23 protein-coding genes are annotated in these 26,094 nt (G+C 32.7%); 7 read left to right on the top strand and 16 right to left on the bottom strand.

Annotated features, from left to right (window positions below; genetic code table 11):
* Positions 1 to 133: 133 nt before the first annotated feature.
* The 7 genes from ACQY56_RS08245 to ACQY56_RS08215 form a co-directional block, all read right to left on the bottom strand.
* The gene (locus ACQY56_RS08245) at positions 134 to 1,183 is read right to left on the bottom strand and encodes a DUF2169 family type VI secretion system accessory protein (RefSeq protein WP_428739012.1); all 1,050 of its coding nucleotides are present in this window, start codon (positions 1,181 to 1,183) and stop codon (positions 134 to 136) included.
* A 9-nt stretch (positions 1,184 to 1,192) separates the two neighbouring features.
* Positions 1,193 to 3,280: a type VI secretion system Vgr family protein gene (locus tag ACQY56_RS08240; protein WP_428739013.1), complete on the bottom strand. Its 2,088-nt coding sequence runs from the start codon at positions 3,278 to 3,280 to the stop codon at positions 1,193 to 1,195.
* A 468-nt stretch (positions 3,281 to 3,748) separates the two neighbouring features.
* Positions 3,749 to 4,396: a protein-L-isoaspartate(D-aspartate) O-methyltransferase gene (locus tag ACQY56_RS08235; protein ID WP_428739014.1), complete on the bottom strand. Its 648-nt coding sequence runs from the start codon at positions 4,394 to 4,396 to the stop codon at positions 3,749 to 3,751.
* Position 4,397: 1 nt separating this feature from the next.
* Positions 4,398 to 5,123 (bottom strand): carbon-nitrogen hydrolase family protein, encoded by a 726-nt coding sequence (locus ACQY56_RS08230; protein WP_428739015.1) that lies wholly within the window; start codon positions 5,121 to 5,123, stop codon positions 4,398 to 4,400.
* A gap of 3 nt (positions 5,124 to 5,126) precedes the next feature.
* Positions 5,127 to 6,149 (bottom strand): ribonucleotide-diphosphate reductase subunit beta, encoded by a 1,023-nt coding sequence (locus ACQY56_RS08225; RefSeq protein WP_428739016.1) that lies wholly within the window; start codon positions 6,147 to 6,149, stop codon positions 5,127 to 5,129.
* 78 nt (positions 6,150 to 6,227) lie between these two features.
* Positions 6,228 to 6,911: a response regulator transcription factor gene (locus tag ACQY56_RS08220; protein WP_428739017.1), complete on the bottom strand. Its 684-nt coding sequence runs from the start codon at positions 6,909 to 6,911 to the stop codon at positions 6,228 to 6,230.
* A 13-nt stretch (positions 6,912 to 6,924) separates the two neighbouring features.
* A complete protein-coding gene (locus ACQY56_RS08215) occupies positions 6,925 to 7,635 on the bottom strand; it encodes a sensor histidine kinase (RefSeq protein WP_428739018.1) in 711 nt (236 codons plus the stop codon).
* A gap of 131 nt (positions 7,636 to 7,766) precedes the next feature.
* Between ACQY56_RS08215 and ACQY56_RS08210 the strand changes: the two genes are divergently transcribed.
* The 4 genes from ACQY56_RS08210 to ACQY56_RS08195 are packed head-to-tail and all read left to right on the top strand — an operon-like array spanning position 7,767 to position 11,711.
* Positions 7,767 to 8,336: a hypothetical protein gene (locus ACQY56_RS08210; protein WP_428739019.1), complete on the top strand. Its 570-nt coding sequence runs from the start codon at positions 7,767 to 7,769 to the stop codon at positions 8,334 to 8,336.
* A gap of 8 nt (positions 8,337 to 8,344) precedes the next feature.
* Entirely contained in the window at positions 8,345 to 9,994 is a 1,650-nt protein-coding gene (locus ACQY56_RS08205) for a BON domain-containing protein (RefSeq protein WP_428739020.1), read from the top strand.
* Entirely contained in the window at positions 9,981 to 10,478 is a 498-nt protein-coding gene (locus tag ACQY56_RS08200) for a Rab family GTPase (RefSeq protein WP_428739021.1), read from the top strand. Before ACQY56_RS08205 ends, ACQY56_RS08200 begins: the two co-directional genes overlap by 14 nt.
* Positions 10,479 to 11,711, top strand: a complete 1,233-nt coding sequence (locus ACQY56_RS08195) for a diguanylate cyclase domain-containing protein (protein WP_428739022.1) — start codon at positions 10,479 to 10,481, stop codon at positions 11,709 to 11,711. It begins immediately after the preceding gene.
* Between the two features lie 4 nt (positions 11,712 to 11,715).
* Here ACQY56_RS08195 and ACQY56_RS08190 read toward each other — a convergent pair whose 3' ends face one another.
* Entirely contained in the window at positions 11,716 to 13,194 is a 1,479-nt protein-coding gene (locus ACQY56_RS08190; RefSeq protein WP_428739023.1) for an ATP-binding response regulator, read from the bottom strand.
* A 69-nt stretch (positions 13,195 to 13,263) separates the two neighbouring features.
* The gene (gene typA / locus ACQY56_RS08185) at positions 13,264 to 15,072 is read right to left on the bottom strand and encodes a translational GTPase TypA (protein WP_428739024.1); all 1,809 of its coding nucleotides are present in this window, start codon (positions 15,070 to 15,072) and stop codon (positions 13,264 to 13,266) included.
* Positions 15,073 to 15,270: 198 nt separating this feature from the next.
* On the opposite strand from typA, the gene ACQY56_RS08180 reads away from it, so the two are divergent.
* Positions 15,271 to 16,416, top strand: a complete 1,146-nt coding sequence (locus tag ACQY56_RS08180; protein WP_428739025.1) for a CCA tRNA nucleotidyltransferase — start codon at positions 15,271 to 15,273, stop codon at positions 16,414 to 16,416.
* On the opposite strand, the gene ACQY56_RS08175 is transcribed toward ACQY56_RS08180, so the two are convergent.
* Genes ACQY56_RS08175 through gyrB form a run of 4 tightly spaced genes read right to left on the bottom strand, consistent with a single transcriptional unit; the run spans position 16,408 to position 20,996 of the window.
* A complete protein-coding gene (locus ACQY56_RS08175) occupies positions 16,408 to 16,878 on the bottom strand; it encodes a hypothetical protein (RefSeq protein WP_428739026.1) in 471 nt (156 codons plus the stop codon). The genes ACQY56_RS08180 and ACQY56_RS08175 overlap by 9 nt on opposite strands.
* 4 nt (positions 16,879 to 16,882) lie before the next feature.
* A complete protein-coding gene (queF, locus tag ACQY56_RS08170; RefSeq protein WP_428739027.1) occupies positions 16,883 to 17,269 on the bottom strand; it encodes a preQ(1) synthase in 387 nt (128 codons plus the stop codon).
* Positions 17,270 to 18,673, bottom strand: coding sequence for an EAL domain-containing protein (locus ACQY56_RS08165; protein ID WP_428739028.1), 1,404 nt, complete (start codon positions 18,671 to 18,673; stop codon positions 17,270 to 17,272).
* Between the two features lie 4 nt (positions 18,674 to 18,677).
* Positions 18,678 to 20,996, bottom strand: coding sequence for a DNA topoisomerase (ATP-hydrolyzing) subunit B (gyrB, locus tag ACQY56_RS08160; RefSeq protein WP_428739029.1), 2,319 nt, complete (start codon positions 20,994 to 20,996; stop codon positions 18,678 to 18,680).
* A 110-nt stretch (positions 20,997 to 21,106) separates the two neighbouring features.
* Here gyrB and ACQY56_RS08155 point away from each other — a divergent pair, with 110 nt between their 5' ends.
* On the top strand, positions 21,107 to 22,066 hold the full coding sequence (locus ACQY56_RS08155) for a lipid A deacylase LpxR family protein (protein WP_428739030.1): 960 nt from the start codon (positions 21,107 to 21,109) through the stop codon (positions 22,064 to 22,066).
* Here the strand turns inward: ACQY56_RS08155 and ACQY56_RS08150 are convergent.
* The 3 genes from ACQY56_RS08150 to dnaA form a co-directional block, all read right to left on the bottom strand.
* Positions 22,063 to 22,926, bottom strand: a complete 864-nt coding sequence (locus ACQY56_RS08150; protein ID WP_428739031.1) for a DUF3943 domain-containing protein — start codon at positions 22,924 to 22,926, stop codon at positions 22,063 to 22,065. The genes ACQY56_RS08155 and ACQY56_RS08150 overlap by 4 nt on opposite strands.
* 6 nt (positions 22,927 to 22,932) lie before the next feature.
* Entirely contained in the window at positions 22,933 to 24,000 is a 1,068-nt protein-coding gene (gene dnaN, locus ACQY56_RS08145) for a DNA polymerase III subunit beta (protein ID WP_428739032.1), read from the bottom strand.
* Between the two features lie 169 nt (positions 24,001 to 24,169).
* Entirely contained in the window at positions 24,170 to 25,477 is a 1,308-nt protein-coding gene (gene dnaA / locus ACQY56_RS08140; RefSeq protein ID WP_428739033.1) for a chromosomal replication initiator protein DnaA, read from the bottom strand.
* Positions 25,478 to 25,604: 127 nt separating this feature from the next.
* Here dnaA and ruvC point away from each other — a divergent pair, with 127 nt between their 5' ends.
* The gene (gene ruvC / locus ACQY56_RS08135) at positions 25,605 to 26,078 is read left to right on the top strand and encodes a crossover junction endodeoxyribonuclease RuvC (protein ID WP_428739046.1); all 474 of its coding nucleotides are present in this window, start codon (positions 25,605 to 25,607) and stop codon (positions 26,076 to 26,078) included.
* The last annotated feature ends 16 nt before the right edge of the window (positions 26,079 to 26,094 follow it).

Genomic DNA, 26,094 nt, shown 5'->3' with positions numbered 1-26,094 from the left:
TGCATCTGCTAAGTCTAACTCTTGGGTTACTGGGTAGGGTACTGGCACTACACTTGGACCCATTGGGGTTTTATTGACTGAGGGGGCAGAAGATACTAGGATGTACTTATCGCTTTTTCTTGCTCCGAACTTCTCAGCCATTTGCACTCTCCTCTTGTAGTAACATCACTTGTGTACCTTTTACTTTTTGGTTTTTTGGTATTTTTACTCTATAAGAAGCATACATACAGTGTTTACTTGAATCTTCACTGTCTATATCTATAACTAATGTATCGAGATTCATAGCTTTTATGACATCGCCTGTGTGGTACTGCATACGAGATAACAACTGATATGATGGTATCTCCATATATGCTACCTTATATTCTTTTATCAGATTGTGCAACTCTATTTTTGTACCAGCTTGTAGATACCCATCCATGATAAGCTCTGGATGGGCTGCTTGATTGTGCAACTCGTCAAAGTCATGGGGTGGTAGTGGGTGCTGGTTATCTATCCATGCTTGATCGTATGTACCTGCGTATGCAAGTCTACTTTTCCAACTTCTTGAGATAAAACCAAATCCAGCTGGTACTTTGGTAAGTTTATAGTCATAATACTCAACTTGTACAGCCGAAACATTCTCCTGTGCATCACGAATTTTTTTCATCCCACACCCTACTGGATTGTATATATCCATTTTTACTATCTTGTCATCTTTATTTTTTACGGTGCCACCGTGAGATTTTTCATAACGTATATTTACATCTGAAACATTTTTTCTCATACTTGGAAGCCAAAGTGCCCCTACTTTTTCATAATCTTTTTCACCACTTACAAGTAGTTTGTAATTTTTTAGCTCTTTATCATCTTTATCAAAAACCTTTACCCCACAACTCCAATGTTTTTGCTTATTGGCATTTGGAGCAAAAGTTCTTGCATTGAGTACTATGTCTGCATGTTTTTTATAAGGTACCAGATCGCTCTCATAACGTACTGAAGAGCTTGTAGGTTCTCCATGAAAAACATCGCAAAAATGAAGTCCACCCTGATCTTTTGAAAGTTTTAAGTGAAGTTTTGGGTCATCTGACTGCACTTGTATATCGAGTTTTACTTTTGAGACTACACTTACATACCACTCATTATTTGCATCTACATTTTCCCACGCAAGGCTAGGAAAAGGCGTATAGTTATCTAGTTCCATCCATACCCCTTAATTCAAGTCGATCATTTTACCGTTGACTTTCACTTGTTTGGAACCGTCTATTTTTATCTCTTTTCCTTGCAGTATAATTGTGCCATCTGAGTTTAGGATCAAAGAACTAGAACCAACCTGTAATTCAAAACGTTTTCCAGCAATAATGTGTTTTAAGATACCAACCTGCTCAGTTGAAGATAAACCAGTCGTTTCATTTTTCGCCCCACCAACTGAAACTTGGTAACCAGCACCAATTGTCAAAGCTTTTGCAATGGCTACGGTCTCAGCAGAGCTGTTTCCAACACTCAATGTTGCACTACTGCCAATACTTACGTTTTGGTTACTACCGATTGAAATACTTTGATTGTTCCCTATACTAATAGTTTCATTATTGCCTACATCTTCAGTGCGACTATTTCCTATACTAATCGTCTCATCATTCCCTACACTCTCCGTGCGATTATTTCCAATGCTTACAGTTTCATCATGACCAACTGTCTCAGACTGGTCATTATCTATGTTTATCGTTGAATCATGGAGTGCATGGAGTTTATAATCTTTTTGTGCTCGTAAAGATAGAAGTTCACCTCCTGCTTTATCTTCAAAAAGAAGTTCATTATAGCCTCCAGCACTAGGAGTTGACTGTGTTTTAATATACGATTTTGTTTTCTCAGCTGGAAGAGCGTAGGGGATAGCATTTTCCCCATTGTAAAGTGCCCCTGTAATTATAGGTTTATCCAAATCACCATTGATAAAACTCACTATCACTTCTGTATTGACACGAGGTAAAAACTGAGCTCCCCAATTATTTCCTGCATATATGGTAGAAAGAGGTATGTAACAGCTTGTAGGTCTGTTTTGATCGAAGTGAAAGATCACTCTGATTTCACCTTTTTCATTAACATCTATAAGGTCTTCTCCCCCTGGAGTATCTTTGTCACCTTGGGAAACTATAGCTGTTTGCACACCTGAGATTCTAGGTTTTTTTATAGTACAAGCTGGTCTAAAGATAATCTCTTTTGCAATTGCCTCAAACTCTACTTCATATTGGGTACTTTGTTTGTCTGCATCTTCTACATGTTCACTCAACGCATTAGGAAAAAAACCGTCGTATTTTACTTTTGTGATAATCACATCTTGTGTCGCGTGTATTTTTGGATTAAACAGTGTAGCTGCGACCCCTTCTTTTATATGTAAATCTTTAGTTTTTCCTGTTATCTTCAATGAATTGCTATATTCTCTTTGACTATCAACTGTTACATAACGCTTTAAATCTTTTGGGAAAGCATCATCCAACCTGTCTCTCAGTGTTTGTTTTTTAAACTCTTGGCGTAACTGTTTTGTAACTCCTTTGTCTTCAAAAGATGGGTCTGAAACTGGGTGGTCGTTATTAACAGTATAATCAAGGGAAGGTTTAGCTCTATCATAATAGTCTTGAAGTTGTTGCGATACTAAAAAACTTTTTTCTTTGTTGTAACTACATTTTACTTGCTCTTTAAGCTCTTGTGTATGCTCATTGAGTTCACAAAGTGTTATTTTAAAAGGAGCATTACTACTCTCATCTAAAAGTAAAACAAACCCCTCTTCTTGAATGAGCATCTTAATAAACTCTAGATCACTTTGAGCATACTGCGTTGTATAGTGTCTTTGTGGGGATGATTTAGCATCTATCTTTATATTTATGTCAAGATGAAGTAACCCTGCATATCTTAAAATTATTGTTTGAACAATTTCAGAGACACTTTTATCCATAAATACTTCATAATGCTTATTGAGTCCAAGGTAATAAAGTGGAGAGACTATACGTACTTTATAGAGTCTTTTATCTGCTATAGTTCCAAACTCTTTAGCTTCATAAATAAGTCCATATACCTCTTTTTCTACAGATGTATTGTCACTATCTGTAAAGGTTAGCTTTGCTTTTGTATCGTTGAGTTCGTTTATTGCTATCTCTGTATCACATATAAACTCCGCTTCATAACTATACTCACCCTCGACTGAGCCTTCACCTTGAATTTTGTAAAGACTATATTCACATGGCACTGTATATTCTTGTAACTCTATCTTTCCATATAACCACTGCTTTAAATTATTATCTAGCATAAAGTCTCCCAGGGATTTTTAATTATATTATAATATTTTTCGTTATTTAATAATTTAGCCTAATTCTAAATAATTCTTTGTTAAGAGAATATTAAATTTTAATTTTTTTAATTAATTTAAATTAATTTACATAAAAATACGTATCAATATTACTGGAAGACGAGTGTAAATAATTAAGGGCACCTCTAAAAACTCTAACAATACTCAGAGGGAAGAAAAAAAGTTGAAATTGTGCAAAACCTTTTTTAAGTCGTAGCCGTAGCTACGATGATTAAAAGTTTTGTGCAAGTTCTCTTTTTTTATCCCTCCCTTTGGGCATAACAAAAAGCTGCCTTGATTGTAAAGCTCTTTGTTATGCTGAGTGTTGCTAGAGTTTTTAGATGTGCCCTTAAGAAAGTAGATGTGAAACTGTGGGTGAATATTTAAATTTTCTGGAAAGAACAAAAATGCTTGAAGTTGCAAAAAGAATTAAACTTTTACAACTCCATCTAAAACAGGCACAAAATCGCAATCTTCAAGCTCCTCTTCAACAATGCGTCCACCTCTTTTTATAAAGCGTGTGATTACCTGCTTAGAGCCTTTTTCTATTGGAGCGACTAGGATGCCATCTTCTGCTAATTGCTCAAAAAGTTTTGTAGGTATCTCTTTTGCAGTAGCTGAAAAAAGGATGCGATCGAATGGGGCGTATTGCACCCAACCATTCTGTCCATCATCTGTACGTGTGTGGATGTTATCAAGCCCAAGATCACGAAACCTTTTTTTTGCCTCAAGTATTAAACTCTCAATTCTCTCAATCGTAAATACTCCACGAAACAGATGTGAAAGTACAGCAGCTTGATACCCACTCCCACAACCAATCTCTAAAACCCTATCTGCACCTCGTGGGATGAGATACTCTGTCATCTTAGCCACTGTAAGAGGAGAACTTATATATTGACTAGAACCTATTGGTAAGGCATCTAATTTATATGCATTGTGTCGAAACCCTTGTGGAACAAATGCCTCTCTATCTGTAAGCGCTATCGCTTTTTTTACATCTTCATCTAAACCACCAACTTTGGCACTACACTCCTGTGCCAACTTTGCTGTTTTTGTTGCTTTAATTCTATCTAACACCCTATTTTATTCCTATATCCAAATATCGCCTCATAGTGGCGATCTCTTTTTCCCTATACTCCTGTACCAAGCAAGGGTTATTCCCATTTCTACTCTCAATTCCTTGTGGTGTTATTATTCCACTTAAAATACTGCACTCATCATTCGCACTATCACTTGCCAACACATAACATTGGTTGATAATCGCTAATGTTTGCGTGAGTGATCTAAAATGTTCACTTCTTGCTTTTCCCCACCATGCAGGGATAGCAACGATATCTGCACCCTCACATTTTTGCCATAACTCTTTAAAACGAAGTTCAAAACAGATAAGCAGTGCAATCTTGACCCCTGCAATCTCTATAATTTTAATCTCGTTCTCATCACCCTCTTGCATATACTTATGCTCATCTCCAAGTTTAAAAAGTTTTGCTTTCGCTCTTTGGTGTACTAGTTTTCCATCTGCAAAAACTTTTGCCATATTGAACACTTGTTCACTTTTTTTTTCAAGCATTGTCAGGATAACTATTTTATTGTTAGAGTGTTGCAGTATTTTGGTAGTGAACTCCGAAGCCATCGTAGTTGCTTGATCTAAGTTTTCATAATCAAATCCAGTTAGACACACTTCAGGTGCTACTATAAGGGAGTTATCTTCTATGGAATCTAGTTGTTGTAAAAAACCTTCCAGATTTTTTTGATAATCTGGAGATGTTTTTAGTGAGAGAGTTACGAGGTTTTTTACTTGCAAGTCTTAAAAATCGTCATCAAATGTCAAGCTACCTTTTGAGTAGTTTGCAACATTTCCTTCAAAAAAGTTAGTTTTTTGATCGTTAAATTTAGAAAAATCATCTACCCATTTGATCGGGTTTTCAACATTATAAAGTTTCTCAAATCCAACAGAAGTAAGTCTGTCATCTGCTAAAAACTTGATATATTGCTCAACGATAGCATCCGTTAAACCTAGAATCTGCCCTTGAGTGATATATTTACCCCATTGTACTTCAAGTTCAACCGCTTGTTTGAACATATCGATAACTTCACCTTTTAGCTTTTCAGTGAAAAGATCAGGTCTCTCTTTTCTAAGGGTATTTATCATATTTTTAAATAACACTAAGTGTGTTACCTCATCACGCTGGATAAAACGGATCATCTGAGCTGAACCTAGCATCTTTCCTGAACGTGCTAATGTGTAGATATATGTAAACCCGCTATAGAAGTAGATCCCTTCTAAAATTTGGTTAGCAAAACATGCTTTTACAAAGTTTGTCTCGGTTGGGTTTGTTGCAAGTTCGCTATACACAGCTGCAATAGCATCATTTTTATGCTTTAACATCATATCTTTACGCCAAAGCTCATAAATCTCATCAGAGTTTGTAGAGATAGAATCAACCATAACCGCATAACTTTGAGAGTGAAGTGCTTCTTCAAAAGATTGACGAACCAAGATAAGATTGATCTCTGGAGAAGTTACATATGGATTTACATTATCGATTAAGTTATTAGTTTGAAGTGAATCCATAAAAATAAGTTGTGAAAGTGCCTTGTCATACGCCGTTTTTTCAGCATCTGTAAGGTTTTTATAGTCATTCACATCTTTAGTCATATCAACTTCTTTAGGGAACCAAGTGTTGTTTAACATCACTTCCCATAGGTTATACGCCCATTGATATTTTATATCATTTAGTTCAAAAATTCCTGTTGGATTTCCACCAAAAATTTTTCTGTCATTTACACTCTCTTTTGAGTCTGGGTTATATATCTGTTTTCTGTTCATCGAAAAACTCCAACCATTTTGTTTAAGAGTTAAATTATAACCTGCTTGAAATTAAAATATAATTATTTATAAAAGATTTTAAATCTCTATTTTATATCCAACTCCAAAAATATTTTTAATACTTCCCTCTGGGAGTTTTTTTCTGAGCCCTTTTATAAGGGTTTTTAGGGCATTATCACCATAAATATTACTATCGTACCAAAGTTCATACACAATATCATCTACACTAAAAATTCTGTTAATATCTGAAAAAAGAAGTGTTAAAAGTTCACGCTCTTTTTTTGTAAGATGTTGCTGCTCATTTCCATGCAGTAATACTTGTTTCTTTTTATCCCAACAAAATGAATCTTTCATCTTTACAATCTTATTTGCTACAACAGTATAATTAGACAGCTCCTCTTGAGCCAACGCTATCGCCTCTTTTAAATCAGCACGTGAAACAGGTTTTACTAGATACTTAGTCAGTTTTAACTCTGTAGCATTTAAAAGTGTCTGTACATCTGAGTTAGCTGTTAACATAATTGCTTTTGTTGTTTGATCGTACTTACGAATCTCTTGTAAAAATTCTATACCACTTTTATCTGGGAGATTAATGTCCACTATTAAAATAGCTGGTTTTTTATTTTTATATACTTCAAGCGCTTCTTTAGCATTAGCCGCCTCATACACGTTACGAAAGAAACGCTCTAAATACTCAACATAATGACCCCTTACATCTATCTCATCTTCAACATATAAAAGGTCATAAATCTTTTCACTCATCCTCTTTTTTCCCCTATTTTGGAAGATAGATGGTAAAGCGAGTACCATCATCTACATTCTTCACATCCAAAGAACCTTTATACTCTTCTTGTATAATCTTTTTTGCCATATAAAGCCCTATTCCTGTACCTTCTGAAGTGTGTTTCGTTGTATAATAGGGTTCAAACATTTTTTGTTGAACACTTTTTGAGATACCACCGCCATTGTCACTAATAGAGATTATATACCTAGTATCAACTTGGTCTAATGAGATGCAAACTTTAGCGTTAAATGTATTTCTTATCAGCAACGCATCTTTTGCATTGTTTAATAAAACAACCACGATCTGTTTGAGCTTTTTTGCCAAACATTTACATTTGTAATCATCATGAAAATTTTGAACTATTTCTATGTTGTTTTTTTCAAAAGAGTCTCTTACAACTTCTATAGCACTTTGAAGTAATGGACCCAATTTTGTTTCAGCTTTTAACTCTTGGTTGTCAAAATTTTGAGTAAAATCTTCTATGGTCTCTGACATATATTTTGTCAGTCGTTCGATCTCTAATAGCTTCTCTTCTAAACGTGGATTGTCTATTTTTTGCTCGAACAAGATATTGTCAATGGTAGTTACTGTAGCATTTATCTGTGCTAAAGGTTGTCGCCATTGATGCGCTATATTTTCCATTATCTCAAAAACAGAGCCCTTTACTTGCTCATCAATACTATTGTCGTTTTTTTTACTCACTACCTATACAGCCCATAAATCACAAAATTTCATGTTATAATTATATCAAAAATAAAAGATACTCACTGAAATCTCACTTTTTAGGTGTATAAGTCTATATTATTATTGAGTATTGACTATAAGGGGACTTAATGAAAAAAGAAGAAAAACAGGAAAACATCTCAGAACTAGGCAATGTTGATCAAATTAGAGAGATTCTTTTTGGATCACAATCTCGCGAACTACAAGAAAGATTTGAAAAACTTGAAAACTCTATAAATTCTATCCAAGAAGAGATGCGTAAAAAAATACAACAAACGCAAATTGACTTTAACTCTAAAATAGAAAATGAGCTAGAAGCACTCAATAGAAAACTAAAAAATATGACTTCACAACAACAAGATGAGTTTGCTGATGTGAGAGATGCTGCACTCAAACAAGAAAAACGTTTACAAAATTCTCTTGAAAATGTCGAAGAGGAGCTAAATGCTAAACGTGAACAACTCCAAAAACAACAAAATGAAAATAATATCACACTTCGTTCACAGATGGATGCACTTCAAGATGAATTTCTAAAAGCACTCGATGAAAAAGTGATGCAGCTCTCTGGTGCTAAACTTTCACGTGATGATGCAGCAGATATACTGATGGAAGCTGCAATGGCTATGAAAGGCAAACAAATCAACGAACAACTCTCAATTGAAAGTATAAATAAAAAATAAACTTCAATATGAAAAGTGACAATCAAGCATCTCGTGAGGAAGATTCTTTAGAAGAAGCCCTCTCCCCATTGGTAAATAGACTTATAGATAAAAACTATGAATCATCTCAAGAGAAAATTTCCAAGCAAATGGCACCCCTTATTGGTGCTGCTATCCGCCAACAAATTAAATCTAAAAAAGATGATATAGTTGATGCTCTTTATCCAGTTATCGGGAATATGATTAGTCGTTATGTTACCAAAATGTTCGAGGAGATGCTTACAAACATCAATAACAAAATTCAAAATGGTCTCTCTTTTACAACACTCAAGCGTAAATTTACAGCGAAGATAAAAGGTGTAAGTGAAAGTGAACTTCTTCTAAGTGAAAATGCTGTTGCAAATATACGTGCTCTTCTACTTATCCATAAAGAGACAGGAATAGTTTTAGCACATGTAGAGAACCCTGACTATCCAGTAAGTGAACCTGAGATGTTAGCCTCTATGATGACAGCAATTAGAAGCTTTGTCAATGACTGGGTTGAAAAGAACAGCGATAATAATGAACTAGGTGAGATAGAATATGGTGATAAAAAAATTATTATAGAATCAAGTGGTTATAGCTATCTTGCAGTAATTGTTCAAGGTAATGCTAACAAGCCTATCTATGATAAAATCAGAGAAACTTTAGAAAATATTGTTTTTAATCATGGAGATGAGATAAAAGAGTTTGATGGTATGCTTGAAAATTTTGGTAACATGACCATCTATAAAGAGATATCTCAACTGCTTAGCTCTGGTAACGCCAAAGAGAATGTAAATAGAAAACTTCATCCTTTGTTTTTTATTCTCCCCATATTTATAATAATTCTTACAGTTTTTTACACTTATAAAAGTTATCTTCAAGAAGAACTACTGAACAAAATAAACACCAAACTTTATAAAACACCTTCACTCACATCTTTTAGACTCTCTGCAAATATTTATAACAATGGTATAGTCATCCTTCATGGAGAAGTCCCTTTTGCATATCACAAACAACTGGCACAAACAACTCTGGAAGATATTCAAGAGATTAAAGAGATTAAAAATGAGATAGTCATTGTGAATACTTTACAAGACCCTGTACAAATAAGCTCAAACATAGCCTATCTTTTAAAAGGTTTCAACACCCAACAAGGTGTAAATGTTACTTATAAATTTGACTATAATACACTTACACTACAAGGAAATGTATGGAACAACTCTCTTAAACAAGACCTTCTTAAACAGCTTCGAGAAATCAGTTTTATAAAAAAAATAGAGGATAAGATAGAGATTCTTCCTCCAAAAATAGATACAAAAATCTATTTTGAAAAAGGTTTAACGCACTTAAATACCACATCACAAACAAAACTCATATCGCTTGTAACACTACTTAAAAATGTAGATACTTCTTGCGAAATAGTTCTCACATCTTATAGTGATCAAATAGGAACCCTCCAAAGAAATAGAGTTCTCTCTCACCAAAGACTCTCAAACATTGAGAATTTTTTAAAAAATCAAGGGGGACTACAAAATAATTTTATCCTAATAACTAAGGATACTCCACCTATCGGTATAAATGCTGCATTAGAACCACAGAAAGCTCGAACTGTAATAATAACATTTACCAACAGAGACACAAATGTTAGCATATAAAGTAGTTATGGTTGGAGATTTTGGTGTTGGTAAAACATCATTAGTAAAGCGTTATGTTGAAAATAGCTTTAGCGAAGAATACCTCAGTACTATAGGTGTTTCGATCTCTAAAAAGAGTTTAGAAAACGCTACAATCATGCTTTGGGATATAGAAGGACAAACAGAGTTTAAACCTGTATCAAAGCAATATTTACTTGGAAGTAAAGGTTTCATAGTTGTTGCGGACATTCATCGTCAAAACACTATAGATTCTATCAAAACACATATTGAGCTTTGTCACTCAATTGTAAAAGATGCCCCTATATGTATCGCTTTTAATAAAAACGACCTACCCAATAATCTCGCTGCAAATACTGTCGATGAATTGTATAAAATTTCTGATCAAATCATCAACATCTCTTTTACATCTGCCAAAGAAGATGTAGGTGTAAACGATATATTTACAGCTTTAAACAGTTTTGTAACTAACAGTCTAGGCCATTAGATGCCAAACATTACAAATCTTATCTGTACAAAAAATAAAATCTCTTATGTTATTTTCAATAAAGAGTTTCAAATACTAGATTTTAGTGAAACTTTTAAAAGTATCGTTGATGATCTTCCAAAACTTACCATAAATACAGATATCAGGGATGTTTTATGGGAAATCATTGGGCTTGAGAACAACTTAGATAACCTATATAACAATCTTCTTAAAAGCAATACTTTACACTTCCCTATGATCTTAAAAACAAATGATTACTACGATTTAGATATTGAAACCTTTGTGACAGACTCAGGTGAAAAACTCTTTATAGCATATGCAATGCAAAAACCTAAAGAATCTCTTGCTTACCTCAATATGGTAAAAGAGATCAATAAAAAAACACTCATTTATGAAACTGAAAATAAAACCTCTGGGGAACAAAACTTTGATCTCATAAATCAAAAACTACTAAGTTTTAATGTAGATATGGATGGGCTAATCACTTCAGTGAACAATACTTTTTTGCTTTTTTTTGACAAAGATAAAAGTGAAATTATGGGAAAACATTTTTCTACTTTTTTTAAAGCTAGAGATTTTAATATCAATGCAAATGCGACCATTATATTTAATGCCAAAAATGTAAAAAATGAAATAATCTCTTTTCATGCCAACATCATTCCATTAGCAAAAAATGAGATAGTGTATGAAAACATCATACTCTGCCAAGACATTACCTATCTCAAACAGATTGAAAAAGAACTCAAACTTGCGGCTTCTCACGACTCCCTTACAGGACTTCCAAACCGTTCACAACTACTTGAGAAGATAGATAGCTCGATCAAAACTGCTAAAAAAACCAAACAAGGTTTTAGTATCTGTTTTATCGATCTCAATAGCTTTAAACCTATAAATGAAACCTATGGATACCATGCAGGGGATATGCTTTTAAAACATATCGCAAAAATACTTTCAGATTTTGTTCGTGAAGATGATCTTGTTGCAAGAGTTGGAGGAGATGAGTTTATCATCATTTTTAATGCGATAAATGATAAAAAAGATATAAAAAAAATGGAAAAAAGATTACTAAATTTAGTACCAAAACACCCCCTAATCTACTCTGAGGAAGATATCATAGAGTTCTCTTTTAGTTTAGGGATTGCAAGTTTTCCACAAGATGCAAATGACATCCTATCACTTATTCAACAAGCAAAAAAAGTGATGAATCGAGATAAATTACAAAAAAAAGATTAAATCTTTACTTTGTCCTTTCGTGAAAAACTCCTCTTATATCGGCTACACGAAATGGCTTACCTATATGTTTATCAACATCTTTGTACTTTTTCAGATCAAATAAATCTCCCGTGATAGCAACAGCATATACAGGTGCAAATTTATTAATACGTTCAAAATTTCTCACTTGACGTATAACCTCATTTCCATTTAAAAAAGGCATATGATTATCAATATATATGACATTGTAAGGGTTCTGCTCATTATATGCATTGATTATCATATCTAAAGCCTTTTGACCGTCATAGGCGATATCTACTTCACAGTACTCATCTCTAAAAATTCTTTTGAGTAATGATACAGAGACTTTATCATCATCTGCTATTAAAATTTTAGGTGCTTTGTCAACTGTGATGAACTTATATAACTCCTGTGCGTAATATCCATACTGTGAAATAACACCGCAATTTTCTAAAAGATCGTCATTATTAAATGTATAGAGTTTCTCTTCAACTATCAAAATTTTAGAAAATTTTGCCATCACTGCTTTAATTACAGAGTTAAATTTATGCTGATACACGATAAGATGTGTAACATCATCTGGAATCTCTTCAAAAGATGAAACAGTCATAATATTATTTTTCTCAAAACCCATTTTTTGAAAATAACGACTCAAATTTGAGAATGAAAAACCATTTTTTTCAGACATCAATACAGCAATCTTTATATCTGAATTTGCACAAGGTGTTAAGTGTGACTCTTGAGTTTTGGTTTGTAAAGGTAGTGTGAAAAAGAATTTACTCCCTTTACCAACTTCACTGAATAGTTCAAGTTTTCCACCTAAGTCATCTATATATTCTGAACATATTGAAAGACCAAGCCCTGTACCACCATACTCAATAGATGTAGTATCATCAGCTTGTTGATATGCCTGGAAAATTTTCTCTTGTTTCTCTTTTGCAATCCCAATTCCTGTATCATTGACCGCTATTGTAACTTCCTCTTTTCTTCTGTTATACGTAACTTGAAATTCGATCGTTTTCTCTGCGGGTGTGAATTTGTAAGCATTACCAATAAGATTTAAGATAATTCGTTTGAGCTTTAACTCATCCAGCTCAATAATTTTTGGAAGTAAAGGGTCTATGTATATATTGAAATCTATATGTTTATCGTACATATTTGGGATAAACATCTCAGCAATACCTGCAAAAAACCTAGCACTCTCAATCTCTTTATTTTGCGATATCTCTTTTTCTTTACTTAACGAAACTCTCTCTAACATAGAGCTTATAAGCTTGTTGATAAATATCGTACTCTCTTTTGCATGAAAAATATACTCTTGAAACCTGTTATCTTGTATATGATCTTCTAAAAGCTCTAAAAAACCATGTAAAGTACTTGCTGGTGTTCTAATGTCATGAATAAAAGTTGCTATCTCATTTTTTATAGCCTGATTTGAGATATCAGAACCATTTTGAAATGTTGGAGTAGTGAAGTTTTGCATAATACACTTCCTTTTACAGAGTTTATAAAAGAAAGTGTATATTATTGAAGTGAGGAAGTAGTGAGAAGACTATTTAGTTTTTCTAGTCTCTCTACGGCGATCTGATTCTTTTAAGAATTTTTTACGGATACGAATATTTTCAGGAGTAATTTCAAGAAGTTCATCATCTTCGATCCACTCTAGTGCACGCTCTAATGACATGTCACGTGGTGGAACTAGTTTGATAGCTTCATCAGCACCAGATGAACGAACGTTTGACTGTGCTTTTCCTTTGATCGCATTTACAACAAGGTCATTGTTTCTTGCATGTTCACCTACAATCATACCCTCATACACTTTTGTTTGTGGTCCAATGAAAAGAACACCACGATCTTGTAAGTTAAAGAGTGAGTATGCTAGTGCTTCACCATTTTCCATAGAGATAAGCGCACCATAAGAACGAGATTCAACGCTTCCAGAGTATGGACGGAATTCGATAAATGAGTGATTCATAATCCCCTCACCTTTTGTATCTGTTAAGAACTGCCCACGAAATCCAATAAGGGCACGAGCAGGAATTTCAAACTCGATACGTTGGAAACCTGAACCCATTGGAACCATAGATTTCATCTCAGCTTTACGTTTACCAAGACGCTCAATTACAGTCCCACCTAACTCTTCAGGAACATCGATTACCAAGTGTTCAAATGGCTCACATTTAACACCCTCAATCTCTTTAACGATAACTTCTGGACGAGAGATACTAAACTCATACCCTTCACGTCTCATATTTTCAGCAAGAACTGTAATTTGGAGCTCACCACGTCCACTTACTTTGAATTTACCCTCACCAACAGTCTCTAACTTCATTGCAACGTTTGTACGCATCTCTGCTTCAAGTCTGTCTTTGATTTTGTTTGAAGTAACATGTTTACCCTCTTGACCAGCAAGTGGAGAGTCATTTACAGCAAAAATAACTGTAAGAGTTGGCTCTTCAATATGCATAGGATCAAGTGCTACTGGATTATTAGCATCACAAACAGTATCTCCAACATCAACAGTCTCCATACCAGCAAATGCTACGATATCACCAGCCTCAGCTTGTTCAATCTCCATACGATTTAGACCATGAAAACCTATTAGTTTTGTAATACGCCCTTTTACAATTTCACCATCAGCTTTTGCGAGTGCTACTTGGTCACCTTTGTTAACTGTCCCATTAAAAATACGGCTAATCCCGATTTTACCAACATAGTTATCATAATCAAGTGTAAATACTTGCGCTTGGAAAGGATTCGCAGCATCACCATCTGGCTCTGGAATCTCATTTACAATAGTTTCAAAGATACACTCAAAGTTTCCATCTGGTTCATCCATATCTAGTTTTGCAATACCATTACGAGCAGCAGCATAGATGATCGGGAAATCAAGTTGATCATCTGTCGCATCCATATCACTAAATAGATCAAACATCTCATCAACAACACGCTCAGGTTCTGCTGAAGGTTTGTCAATTTTATTGATAACAACGATTGGTTTTTTTCCAAGACCTAACATCTTTTTAACAACGAATTTTGTTTGAGGCATAACACCTTCATACGCATCAACAAGTACTAAAACACCATCAACCATTTTAAGTACACGCTCAACTTCACCACCAAAATCGGCGTGACCTGGAGTGTCAATAATGTTAATTTTATGATCTTTATATCTAATCGCTGTATTTTTAGAAAGAATCGTAATACCACGCTCTTTCTCTAACGCGTTACTATCCATCGCTCTTTCATCATGATGTTCATGTGCACCGAAAGTCCCTGATTGCTCTAAAAGCCCATCAACCAATGTTGTTTTACCATGGTCAACGTGTGCAATAACTGCAATATTTCTAATTTTTTGCAAGTGTGTTCCTTATTACAAGGGCATCTAAAATACCCTCGAGGTAAATATTTTCGCGATTATACCCAAATTTATATTACAGATATGTTATACTCATCTATTAAACTCTCTTGAGCGTTTTATTTTAGAAATCATAAAACAAACAAATTTTTGTTTTTTCTTTTAAAAACCAAATAATTATAAATTTGCTAGAAGTGAATCATGAAAAAAATCCAATATCCAATAATACTAGATAAAATATTTGAAAAACTAAATAATTATAATATAAAACCTATTATTATTGGTGGTTATGTAAGAGACAAATTGTTGGGTATTGCCTCAAAAGACATAGATATTGAACTTTATAATTTAGATGATATAAATATTTTAGAAAAAATTCTTACAGAATTTGGAACTGTTAATGAAGTTGGAAAATCATTTAGTGTGCTCAAACTCTGTATTGATGGGCTTGATCTTGATTTTTCCCTTCCACGTACTGATAGTAAAATAGCCAAAGGACATCGAGGTTTTAAAGTAACTGCAAATTCGAATCTTGATTTTAAAACTGCCACAAGTAGACGTGATTTTACTATTAATGCTATAGGGTACGATGTAATAGAACAAAAAATACTTGACCCATTTGATGGTTTAAATGATTTAAAAAATAAAAAACTCAAAGCTGTTGATTTAGAAAAGTTTAGTGAAGATCCTTTGCGAGTACTTCGTGCCATCCAATTTGCTTCCAGATTTGAGCTAGAGATAGACCAACAACTACTTCTAAAATGTCAAGAGATTGTGCGAAACAATCAAGTTGCATATCTCTCAAAAGAACGAATATATATGGAGATAGAAAAACTTCTTTTAAAATCCATGACTCCCTCTAGTGGCTTTATACTTTTACAAAAGATGGGATTGTTTGAAGTGTTTGAAGAGCTTAATCAACTAACACAAGAGGAGTATTTTGAACTAGCTCATCTTTTGGATAACTTTAAAACTTTTCAAAACAATCTTACTAACAAACTCTGTGTTATAACCTTGTTCACATTGCTTACCTCAAAGTTTAACCAGGATGATACCATCTCATTTTTAAACCGTTTAAGTGATGACAAGGAGCTTATTCACAAGGTGACAAATATACATAGCTTTTTAAACTCCCCTAGCTATACTCTAGCAATGCGTATAGACAAAAAGGTTTTAGCAGCTTATCTTAAAGCTATGAATGTAAAAAATTATATGGAAATTGTAGATTCAATAGAACCAAAAATAAATGGAAAAGAGCTTATTGCTCAAGGTCTCAAACCATCAAAAAAATTTGGAGAAATTTTAGAACAGAAGTATCAAAAACAGATAAAAGATATCTTAATGTAACATATCTATCTTTTTATGTACATGTGTAATTGTATGGATGTTTACCAACGCTGTCTCTATCGCTTTTTTAAAACGTGAGTGGTATATATCTTTATATTTTTTATCATACTCTCGTATCATCTCTTCATAAATTTTTGTAAAATTTTCAATAAGTGTCAAAGAGTCTATGGATATTCGTTTTGAACTTGCAACTAATAATACTAGTTCAAAAGCTTTCTTTTTTTTGGAGTCCATATCATCATGCCTGATATAATACTCCCCTTTATCATTTATATGAGTTGTAAGTCTTTTCATAACTTCATTTAAACCATCTATGCAAACTTCAAAATCTTTAAAGCCATTTTTTACATAGATTCTCATATCACTAAGATTCATCTTAGCAATCTTTTCAACCATTTGTGGGTTTACAATCTCTACTTGGGTGTCATGTTTTGGCTTTTTACCCAAAATCTTCCGTAACATAATTTCAACCTTTTAAAACCTTTGTGCTATCTATCTCAATAACAGTGTGAACATTGCCTCTTGGTTTAAAGTCAGCAATCAACTTTAAATATTTTGGTTTGATTTTATTATATATTGTATCATAAATTTCATTCGCAGAGTTTTCATGCGAAATATAGCGACCCATAAATGAGTTAATATAAAGTTTTAAAGCTTTTAGTTCTACAACATATTTATCTGGTGTATACTCTATATACATAGTCGCAAAATCAGGATATCCACTTCTTGGACATAGAGCCATAAACTCTGGTAAAGTAACTTTAATTAGATACTCTTTTTCATGTTCATTTGGCCATATTTCCATATCTTTTTCTACGTCAAATTCACGTATCTCTTTTTCACCATATTTCATCTATATTTTTTCACCTTTTTCATAAAGTTTCTCAACCTCACTGAGATATTTTCCTTGAATAAAGTCTATATTTAACTCTTTTGCTAAAATATAACTCTCTTTTTCTTCAATATTTTTTATCCAGCTCTTAATATTTTTATCATGAGCCATTATATTAAATCCCTCTATGACACTTTTATTGTTTTGCATCTTTTCATAACGAGAATAGTATGTATCAAAACGTATATACTCTATTTGCAATTCACGTAGATATAAAAAGCTTGTGTGAATTGAACCTACTCTATCTATACCTATAGAGATATTGTACTCTTTTAAAGAGCTTATAATAGAGTTATATCTGTTTGTGTATGAATAGTATTCCATTTCATACAACATAAAGATGATATGCAGATTCTTTTTATCTCTCATCATCTCTTTTGCTTTAGATAAAAACTTCTCATTTCTTAGTGATGTTGGAAAAATATTGACAGCAATTGTAACCTCTGTGTTATACACTAAGGCAATCTGCTCTAAAACCATAATATCAAACTCAACACCAAGCCCTAATTTATTGATGATTTTGATATATGCTTTTGGAAAGATATATCTTCCATTATAACTTTTTAGTTTCACAAAACACTCTTGAAAGTTTTCATCTTTACCTACAACATCTTGAGAACTTATAACTAAGTCGCTATTCTTTATCGCCCTAATTACCAATGATTCTAGTTCATTTGGATCAATTTTATCCTCTTTGAAACGTTCCTTAATATCTCGTGTACTCTCTTGTATTTCCAGAAGATTTTCTATTAAATAGTCTAAGTTAGTTGAATAATTTGTATCAGTTATAGCACCCGATATTTTTACTTCAATATCACCCACTTTAAACTCTGTTGCTTTAAGACACATAAGATCAAGCACTGTCTTATACTCATTTTGAAACCCTTCAAATCCAAGTATAAAGTCACCACCTTTAAGATGCCCAATAGGAAAACCCTCTATCTTTTCACTCTTTAAATATGTCGCTATCCACTGAGCAACCTCTTTTAAAACCTTATCTCCATTTTTTATCCCATAGAGATTGTTTATATCATTTAAGTTATCTACACTTACTAAGATTAAGGTGTAGTTTTTTTTATGTTTTATTTGAGATTTTACATACTTATTCAGATACTCACGTGTAAATGTTTTTGTTACATCATCTGTAATTTTTACGGTAAACCCGTTGTAAATAAGATAAAAAATAAAATAGATAGTAAAAACTAAAAGTAAAATAGCCTCTAAATAAAACGATGCTTGCAGACTTGAATAGTTTGTAATAAGAGTATGCGAGATAAATGCAACAATGAGAGCAAAGATAGGTAGACCCATCCTAAGCGCTAACTTAAAACGGTACTCCCTCTCTTTTGTTTGTGGTAATAACATGACATTATACGTCTAGATGTTTTACATCTTTTGCGTGTGTTTCTATGTAGTTTCTACGAGGTTCTACTTCATCACCCATAAAGAGTGTAAATGCATCCGAAGCTGCTTCTGCATCTTCGATATTTACTTGAAGAAGTACACGATTTTCAGGTGTCATTGTAGTTTCCCATAACTGATCAGGGTTCATCTCACCAAGACCTTTATAACGTTGAATATACGCACCTTTTTTCGCATATTCTTTGATATCTTCTAACACTTCTAAAATATCTTTATCAAATGAGATATCCCACTCTTTGATCTTTCTGTACACATAATCAGCCTCAGCAAAATGTGGTGCAGAGAAAAGATCATCATTTATAAGTAACTCTTCCATACCACCCTCTGTTTGTACAAAAAGATGTATCTCATTTGTCTCTTCATTAAGTGTATGTGTAAGGATGTTGTTATTGATAGATGCTAAGAATGTTTTTACATCTTCAAACATCGCTTTTGCAGGTTTAGCGATAATATCTGGATTTTCAATAAAGTGACGAATCAATCTTACTAATGCGTAACGACGCTCTAATGCTTCAAGCGATCCAGCATAGTGATCAACCATTTTGAAAAACCCTATAAGATCGTTGTGCCCTATTCCTTCAATCTCTAAAGATTCTATACCATTATCAATCAAGAAGTCATTCATTACACGGTCATCTTTAAAATATATCTCTTTTTTCCCTTTTTTGTAACGATAAAGTGGTGGTTGAGCAAGATATAGATACCCATTTTCAACAATATTTCTAAAATAGCGGAAAAAGAATGTAAGTAGAAGTGTTTGAATGTGGCTACCATCAACATCAGCATCGGTCATGATAATGATTTTATGATAACGAAGTTTTTCTTCATTATACTCTTCACCAATCCCACAACCCATAGCTGTAATCATGTTAGTGATTTCATCAGATTTAAGTATCTTATCAAGACGTGCTTTTTCAACATTTAATATCTTACCTTTAAGTGGCAGAATTGCTTGAAATACACGATCTCGTCCCATTTTTGCTGAACCACCCGCAGAATCCCCTTCCACTAGGTAGAGTTCACAAATAGATGCGTCTTTACTCTGACAATCAGCTAACTTTCCTGGAAGTGTTCCAACACTCATAACATCTTTACGACGTGTAAGCTCTCTTGCTTTTTTCGCAGCTTCACGACCACGGGCTGCCATTAATGATTTAGCAACTATTGCTTTTGCTTCGATCGGATTTTCTTCAAAATATTTACTCAGTGCATCACCTGTTGCTTTTTGCACAAGTGGACGCACATATGTATTTCCAAGCTTCCCTTTTGTTTGTCCTTCAAACTGTGGTTCAGGTACACGTACAGAAACAATAGCAATTAATCCTTCTTTAACATCATCACCAGAGATTTTTACATCTTTTTCTTTTGCTGCACCGTTTTTAGCATTATAATTTGAAACAACACGTGTAAGCCCTGCTCTAAAACCTGCTTCGTGTGTCCCACCATTTGGTGTACGGATATTATTTACAAATGATGAAAACTTTTCATCATATGCATCGTTGTACATAAATGCGATATCGTACTCGATATCTTCAGCTTTTCCTGAGAAGAAATAAACATTTGCAACTGTTTGTTTTTTGTTCATATCCTCTACATATTGAGAGATACCACCTTCAAACTTATAAACTTGCTTTTCGCCTGATCTTTCATCGTTAAATTTGATTGTAATAAATGGATTTAAGTATGCTAGTTCTTTAAATCTTTTTGCTAAATATTCGTATTCAAAAGTTACTGTTTCAGTAAAGATTGATGGATCAGCGCTAAATTCAATTGTAGTCCCTGATTTTCTAGTAGTCCCTGTAACCTCTAGGGCAGCTTGAGGGATACCTTTTTTAAAGTCTTGTTCATGAACCTCACCATTACGATGAATAGTCATATGAAGATCAGATGAAAGAGCATTTACAACCGATACACCAACCCCGTGAAGTCCACCAGAAACTTTATAAGTATCTTTATCAAATTTTCCACCAGCATGAAGTACTGTTAAAACAACTGTAGCTGCACTCATACCCTCTGTTGGGTGCATATCTGTAGGGATACCACGACCATTATCTTGTACCCTACACTTTCCATCTTTTGTTAAAGTCACTTCAATGGTATCACAATGTCCAGCCATCGCTTCATCAATTGAGTTGTCAATTACCTCATAAACAAGGTGATGAAGACCGCGATGTCCAGTATCACCAATATACATACCAGGACGTTTACGAACAGCTTCTAAACCTTTGAGGACTTTAATATTACTAGCACCGTAGTTTTGTTCCATTTACACTCTCCAAAATAGCTAATTTAGCATAGTACTAGTTATTTTATCTAAAAAAATATAAAAATTAGATTTATAGCTATTTATAAGTAAAATAAACCTATACTATTTGGATGTTAAAGAAAACATTATTACTAATAATTTTTATTGTTTCTCTATATGCTGAGAGTTTTGAGATAAAAAATATAACTTTTGTTACAGAAAATGATGCTGATTTTAGAGAGGACAATGACTATACTTATGGCTCTGAGCTTTCTGTTTTATTTTATAGAAAAGATATAAATAACTCTTTTTTACATATCCCTTTTACAGATTATAAAAATCAAGATAATTATATATCTATCTCTTATGCCCAACAAATTTATACACCCTTTGATTTAGAAAGTCCAGATATTATAGTTGATGATCGACCATATGCTGGTTTTAGTTATTTAAAATCAGGTTTATATCAATCATACAATAACAATTTAAAAACTTTAGTTTTACAAATAGGAATAGTTGGTCCCTCTTCAAAAATGAGAACTGTACAAAAATCTATACATTCACTTGTAGGGTCTATTGATCCTCTTGGTTGGAATCATCAAATACAAGATGAATTTATACTTCAACTCAATTATTCACATAAACAATATATAGAGATTTCCAAAAATATAGCTGTTATTCCAGAATATGGTGTAGAGTTAGGAAATGCTTCTACAAAAGTATATGCTATAGGATTATTTCGATGGGGAAATTATCTACCAAAAGATTATGGATCATGCCAAATAGATAATACTAACTACAATAAAATACCTCTAAAGGCACAAACAAAATATAAAAATAAATTGGGTTATGTGCTGAATCTTTCACTTAAAACTAATCTAGTGATACATGATATATTTTTAGATGGAAATAGTTTTAAAAACTCTCATAGTGTAGATAAAAATAGTTTTGTAGCTGAGATAGGATATGGTTTTTCTATAAACTATGGAAAATTTAGTATAGATTATTTGCGAAAACATCTTTCACATCAGTTTAAAACTCAAGATAGATTTCATAGCTATGGTTCTTTAATCTTCTCTTATAATTTTTAAAAATTTATATTTAATATAACCCCAAAATCTTGATATTTTGTCTCTATAGGTTTTATTTGATAGATATATCTGTTTTGCTGTTCTATAGAATATCTTGGTTGATATGTTTCAAACCTTAAAGTAGCACTAACATCAAAAAAATCACTCAAACCATTTGAAATATTTCCTATAGGATTTAAGAGAAAATAACTAATATTTCCCAATATTTTTGAATCTAAAACTTTTCCATTGTTTTTATCTATCTTTTTTTCTAAATAGTAAAAACCCTCTCCCATTATTGAACCAATAATAGGTGTAGAAAATATATCTTGCCATGAAGGTATTTCAGCAAACGCTTCATATCCATATTCCCATACAAAAGTTGATAAAAATACAGAATACAAAAAAGAACCCTCTTGTGAAATCCCATAATCTCTTGCCATCATATAATACCAAGCACCAGAAACAGGATGTCCAATATAATTTATAGCAAAATCATCTTTATCCCATACAGGTCCCTCTTTTACATGCTCTTTCCATTTTTCTCCCAAAGATTCTTCAGCAAGTGCATCTTTATCCCATTTTGAAACGGATTCTGGCATAGCATATAAAAACAGTACTGTTCCAATCATAAATACTTGAGTATATACAGTACCCTCTACCAATTTTCTTTGCGGGGAAGTCAATGTTTCATTTACATTGATATCTTTAGGATTGTAGTCAGTTTTTAGATATAAAGGGATATATTTTATCTCTAGGAGTGAATTATTTTGATACTGTTGTATCTCTTTGTATATATCTGTTTTATTGATATTTATCTCTTTACTTCCATATAGTGAAATATGGAGTAAGAGAAAAAATAGTAGAAATATTTTTGCCATATAATCCTAAATTACTATTGGCATAACTACTGTAATAAAATTTTCATCACTTAAAATAAATGGAAGATTTCCCTCATTTAATTTCATTGTGAATTCTGAAGAGTTTATAGAGTTTAAAAAGTCTAGAAGGTATCTTGAATTTATTGCAACAGAAAACGGTTCATTAAATTCAGTCGAAAAAGCTAATTCTGTTTTTGCTTCTATATTGTCATCACTTAAAGATTCAAAAGTGATGCTATTGCTTGTAAATGTAATTTTTACATCTGTAGAGATAGTCGTAATTTGTTTAATAGCATCAATCATATTTGCTTTTGGAAGTACTAAATTGTGTGCACTCTCTTTAGGAATAATTCTTGAGTATTCTGGGAATTTACCATTAATTAGTTTTGTAAAAAAAGTGTATTGGTTTGAGCGAATAACTAAATTAGTTTCATCATAATAAAGTTCTATATTATCAAAAAATAGTTTTTGAATCTCTACGATGGCTTTTTTTGGAATGATTATAGAGAGTTGATTATCACTTATATTAGTTACATTTACAACTGCTAATCTTCTTGTATCTGTTGAAGCAAAATTTATAGCGTCATTGTGAATATCAATTAAAGCACCATTAAGTTCAAATTTTGGATTATTTGTGTCAATTGCAGGTGTAATTTTTTTAAGTGATTCAATTAAGGTATGTGAATCTATAGAGATACGTGATTTTGTTTCATATGAAGGAAATTCTGGAAAATTTTCATATGAGAATGTAGGGAGTTTAAATTTAGAACTTCCTTGTTCAATATGAAGCATGTTATTTCTAACATCAAGATCTACATTTCCATCTTTTAAAATTCTAACAATGTCTAAAAACTTTTTACCATTAGCCGTTACACTACCATCTTGAGTAATATTAACATCATTTACAGTTACTAAAAAACCTATTTCATAATCAGTAGCTTTAAGTGTTAGTTGATTATTACTAGCATTTAAAAATATATGTGATGTAATTTGTGAAGTATCTTTTTTTTCTAGAAATGGTCCAGCATGAATAAGTATATTTTCAAGTATAGACTTTGATATAGTAATTTTCATATGAATTTCCCTATATATATTTTAATTTTTAGTAGTTAGTAGTAGGGGGAAGTGAATATGTGAAAATAGACTTCAAACACCCAAATACTAGTACTTTTTTGATGTGATGAGATTTTTTTGTCTATTCACATCTATTCACTTTTACAATTATATCTTTTTTTTTACAAAACTACGAAGAAGATGAAAGTTTATTTGTGAGTTCATCAATTTTTACTTTAAAATCTTCATCTTTTTCAATTAAATCGTTAATTTTTTTAATGGTGTGAGAAATGGCTGTGTGGTCTTTCATACCAAAGTATTGAGCAAGTTGTGGCATTGTACTTTGAGTGAGCTCACGACAAATATATATAGATATTCTTCTTGCATATACAAGATTTTTAGCTCTACCTTTTGAGCGTATCTCACTTGGTTTGATATTTAGGTCTTTTGCTACCACATTTGTAATTGTATCCATAGTAAGATTTTGACGATTCTCTTTGATTTGATCTTTTAAAACATTTTTAGTAAACTCTAGATCGATATCAACATGCATCAATTGTGAATATGCATGAAGTTTTGAAAGTATCCCCTCTATCTCGCGAACATTACTCTCTATAACAGTAGCAATATAGTTGATGATTTCGTTTGAGAGTTTAACTTTATTTATCTCACATTTTTTCTTAATAATTGCTATCTTTGTTTCAAGTTCTGGTGGTTGAATATCAGCTACTAATCCCCATTCAAATCGACTTTGTAGACGTGCTTCAAGACCACCTATTTTTTTTGGATGTTTATCAGCTGTAAGTATGATTTGTTTTCCAGCACCTTTTAGTGCTTCAAATGTATGGAAAAACTCCTCTTGAATACCCTCTTTATTTGAGAGAAACTGTATATCATCAATTAAAAGTACATCACACTTGCGATATTTTTCTTGAAAACGATCCATCGTTTTGTTTTTCACATGACGGATAAAGTCATTTAAAAACTGTTCAACTGTTGCATAGATAACTACTTTCCCACTATTTTGCAGTACATTTCCAGCTGCTTGCATAAGGTGAGTTTTTCCAAGACCAACACCCCCATATATAAACACTGGGTTATAGACCTTACCAGGATTTTCACTTACACTTTTAATAGCAGCGTACGCGAACTGATTTGAACCACCAATCATGAAGTTATCAAAAGAGTATGATGGATTGAGTAGTGAACTTACTTTATTGATCTCTTTTATAGTTTTTGCTTTTTTTGTAGTTTGTGCAGATTTAAGTGTAATTTTTACAGTTACCTTATTACCTGTTTTTATCTCAAAAAGATGAGCTAGTTTATCTTTATACTTTTTTTGAATCCAGCTTACTACAAGAGCATTTGGAGCATAAAATATGGCCATGTCACTTGAAGATTTTTTTATATCATATTCTAAATGTTTGATATATCTATTGTATTCAACTTCAGTGATTTCACTTTTTAGTTCCCCTAGTATTTGTTGACCAATATTCACATTTCACTCGCTTATTTCTATATATATGTGAATAATACATTTTTATAGCATAAAATAGGGTTAAATATATGTGAATAAGTAAAAATCAATAAGTGAATAATTAGGTATAATTCATTTTATGAATAAGATCAATATACTTGGCATAGATCCTGGAACGAGAAACATGGGTTATGCAATAATCTCCCTAGAAAATAACAAAATATCTTTAGTAGAGGCTGGACTTATTAAAATGAAAGCCGAAGATTTGCAGTTTCAAATTCCGCAGATGGTTGAAGGATTAGAGCAACTTTTTTCCAAGTATACTATTGATGAAGTTGCTATGGAAGATATATTTTATGCACACAATCCATCTACAACTATAAAACTTGCACAGTTTCGTGGAGCAATCATGTTAAAACTACTTCAAGAGTTTGGACAATTTCATGAATACACGGCACTACAAGTAAAAAAAGCACTTACGGGTAAAGCAAAAGCTTCAAAAGAGCAGGTTGCTTTTATGGTTAAGCGACTCCTTGGGATAAAAAAAGAGATTAAACCACTTGATATATCAGATGCAATGGCTGTAGCTATTACACACTCTCAAAGGGTAAAATTTAAATAACTTAGTGTATTATTTC

The sequence above is a fragment of the Sulfurimonas sp. genome, assembly GCF_050296975.1.
In the GTDB taxonomy this organism is placed as follows: Bacteria; Campylobacterota; Campylobacteria; order Campylobacterales; family Sulfurimonadaceae; genus Sulfurimonas.
Note: the sequence above shows the minus strand (reverse complement) of the source record. Positions and strands in the feature narration are given on the sequence as shown.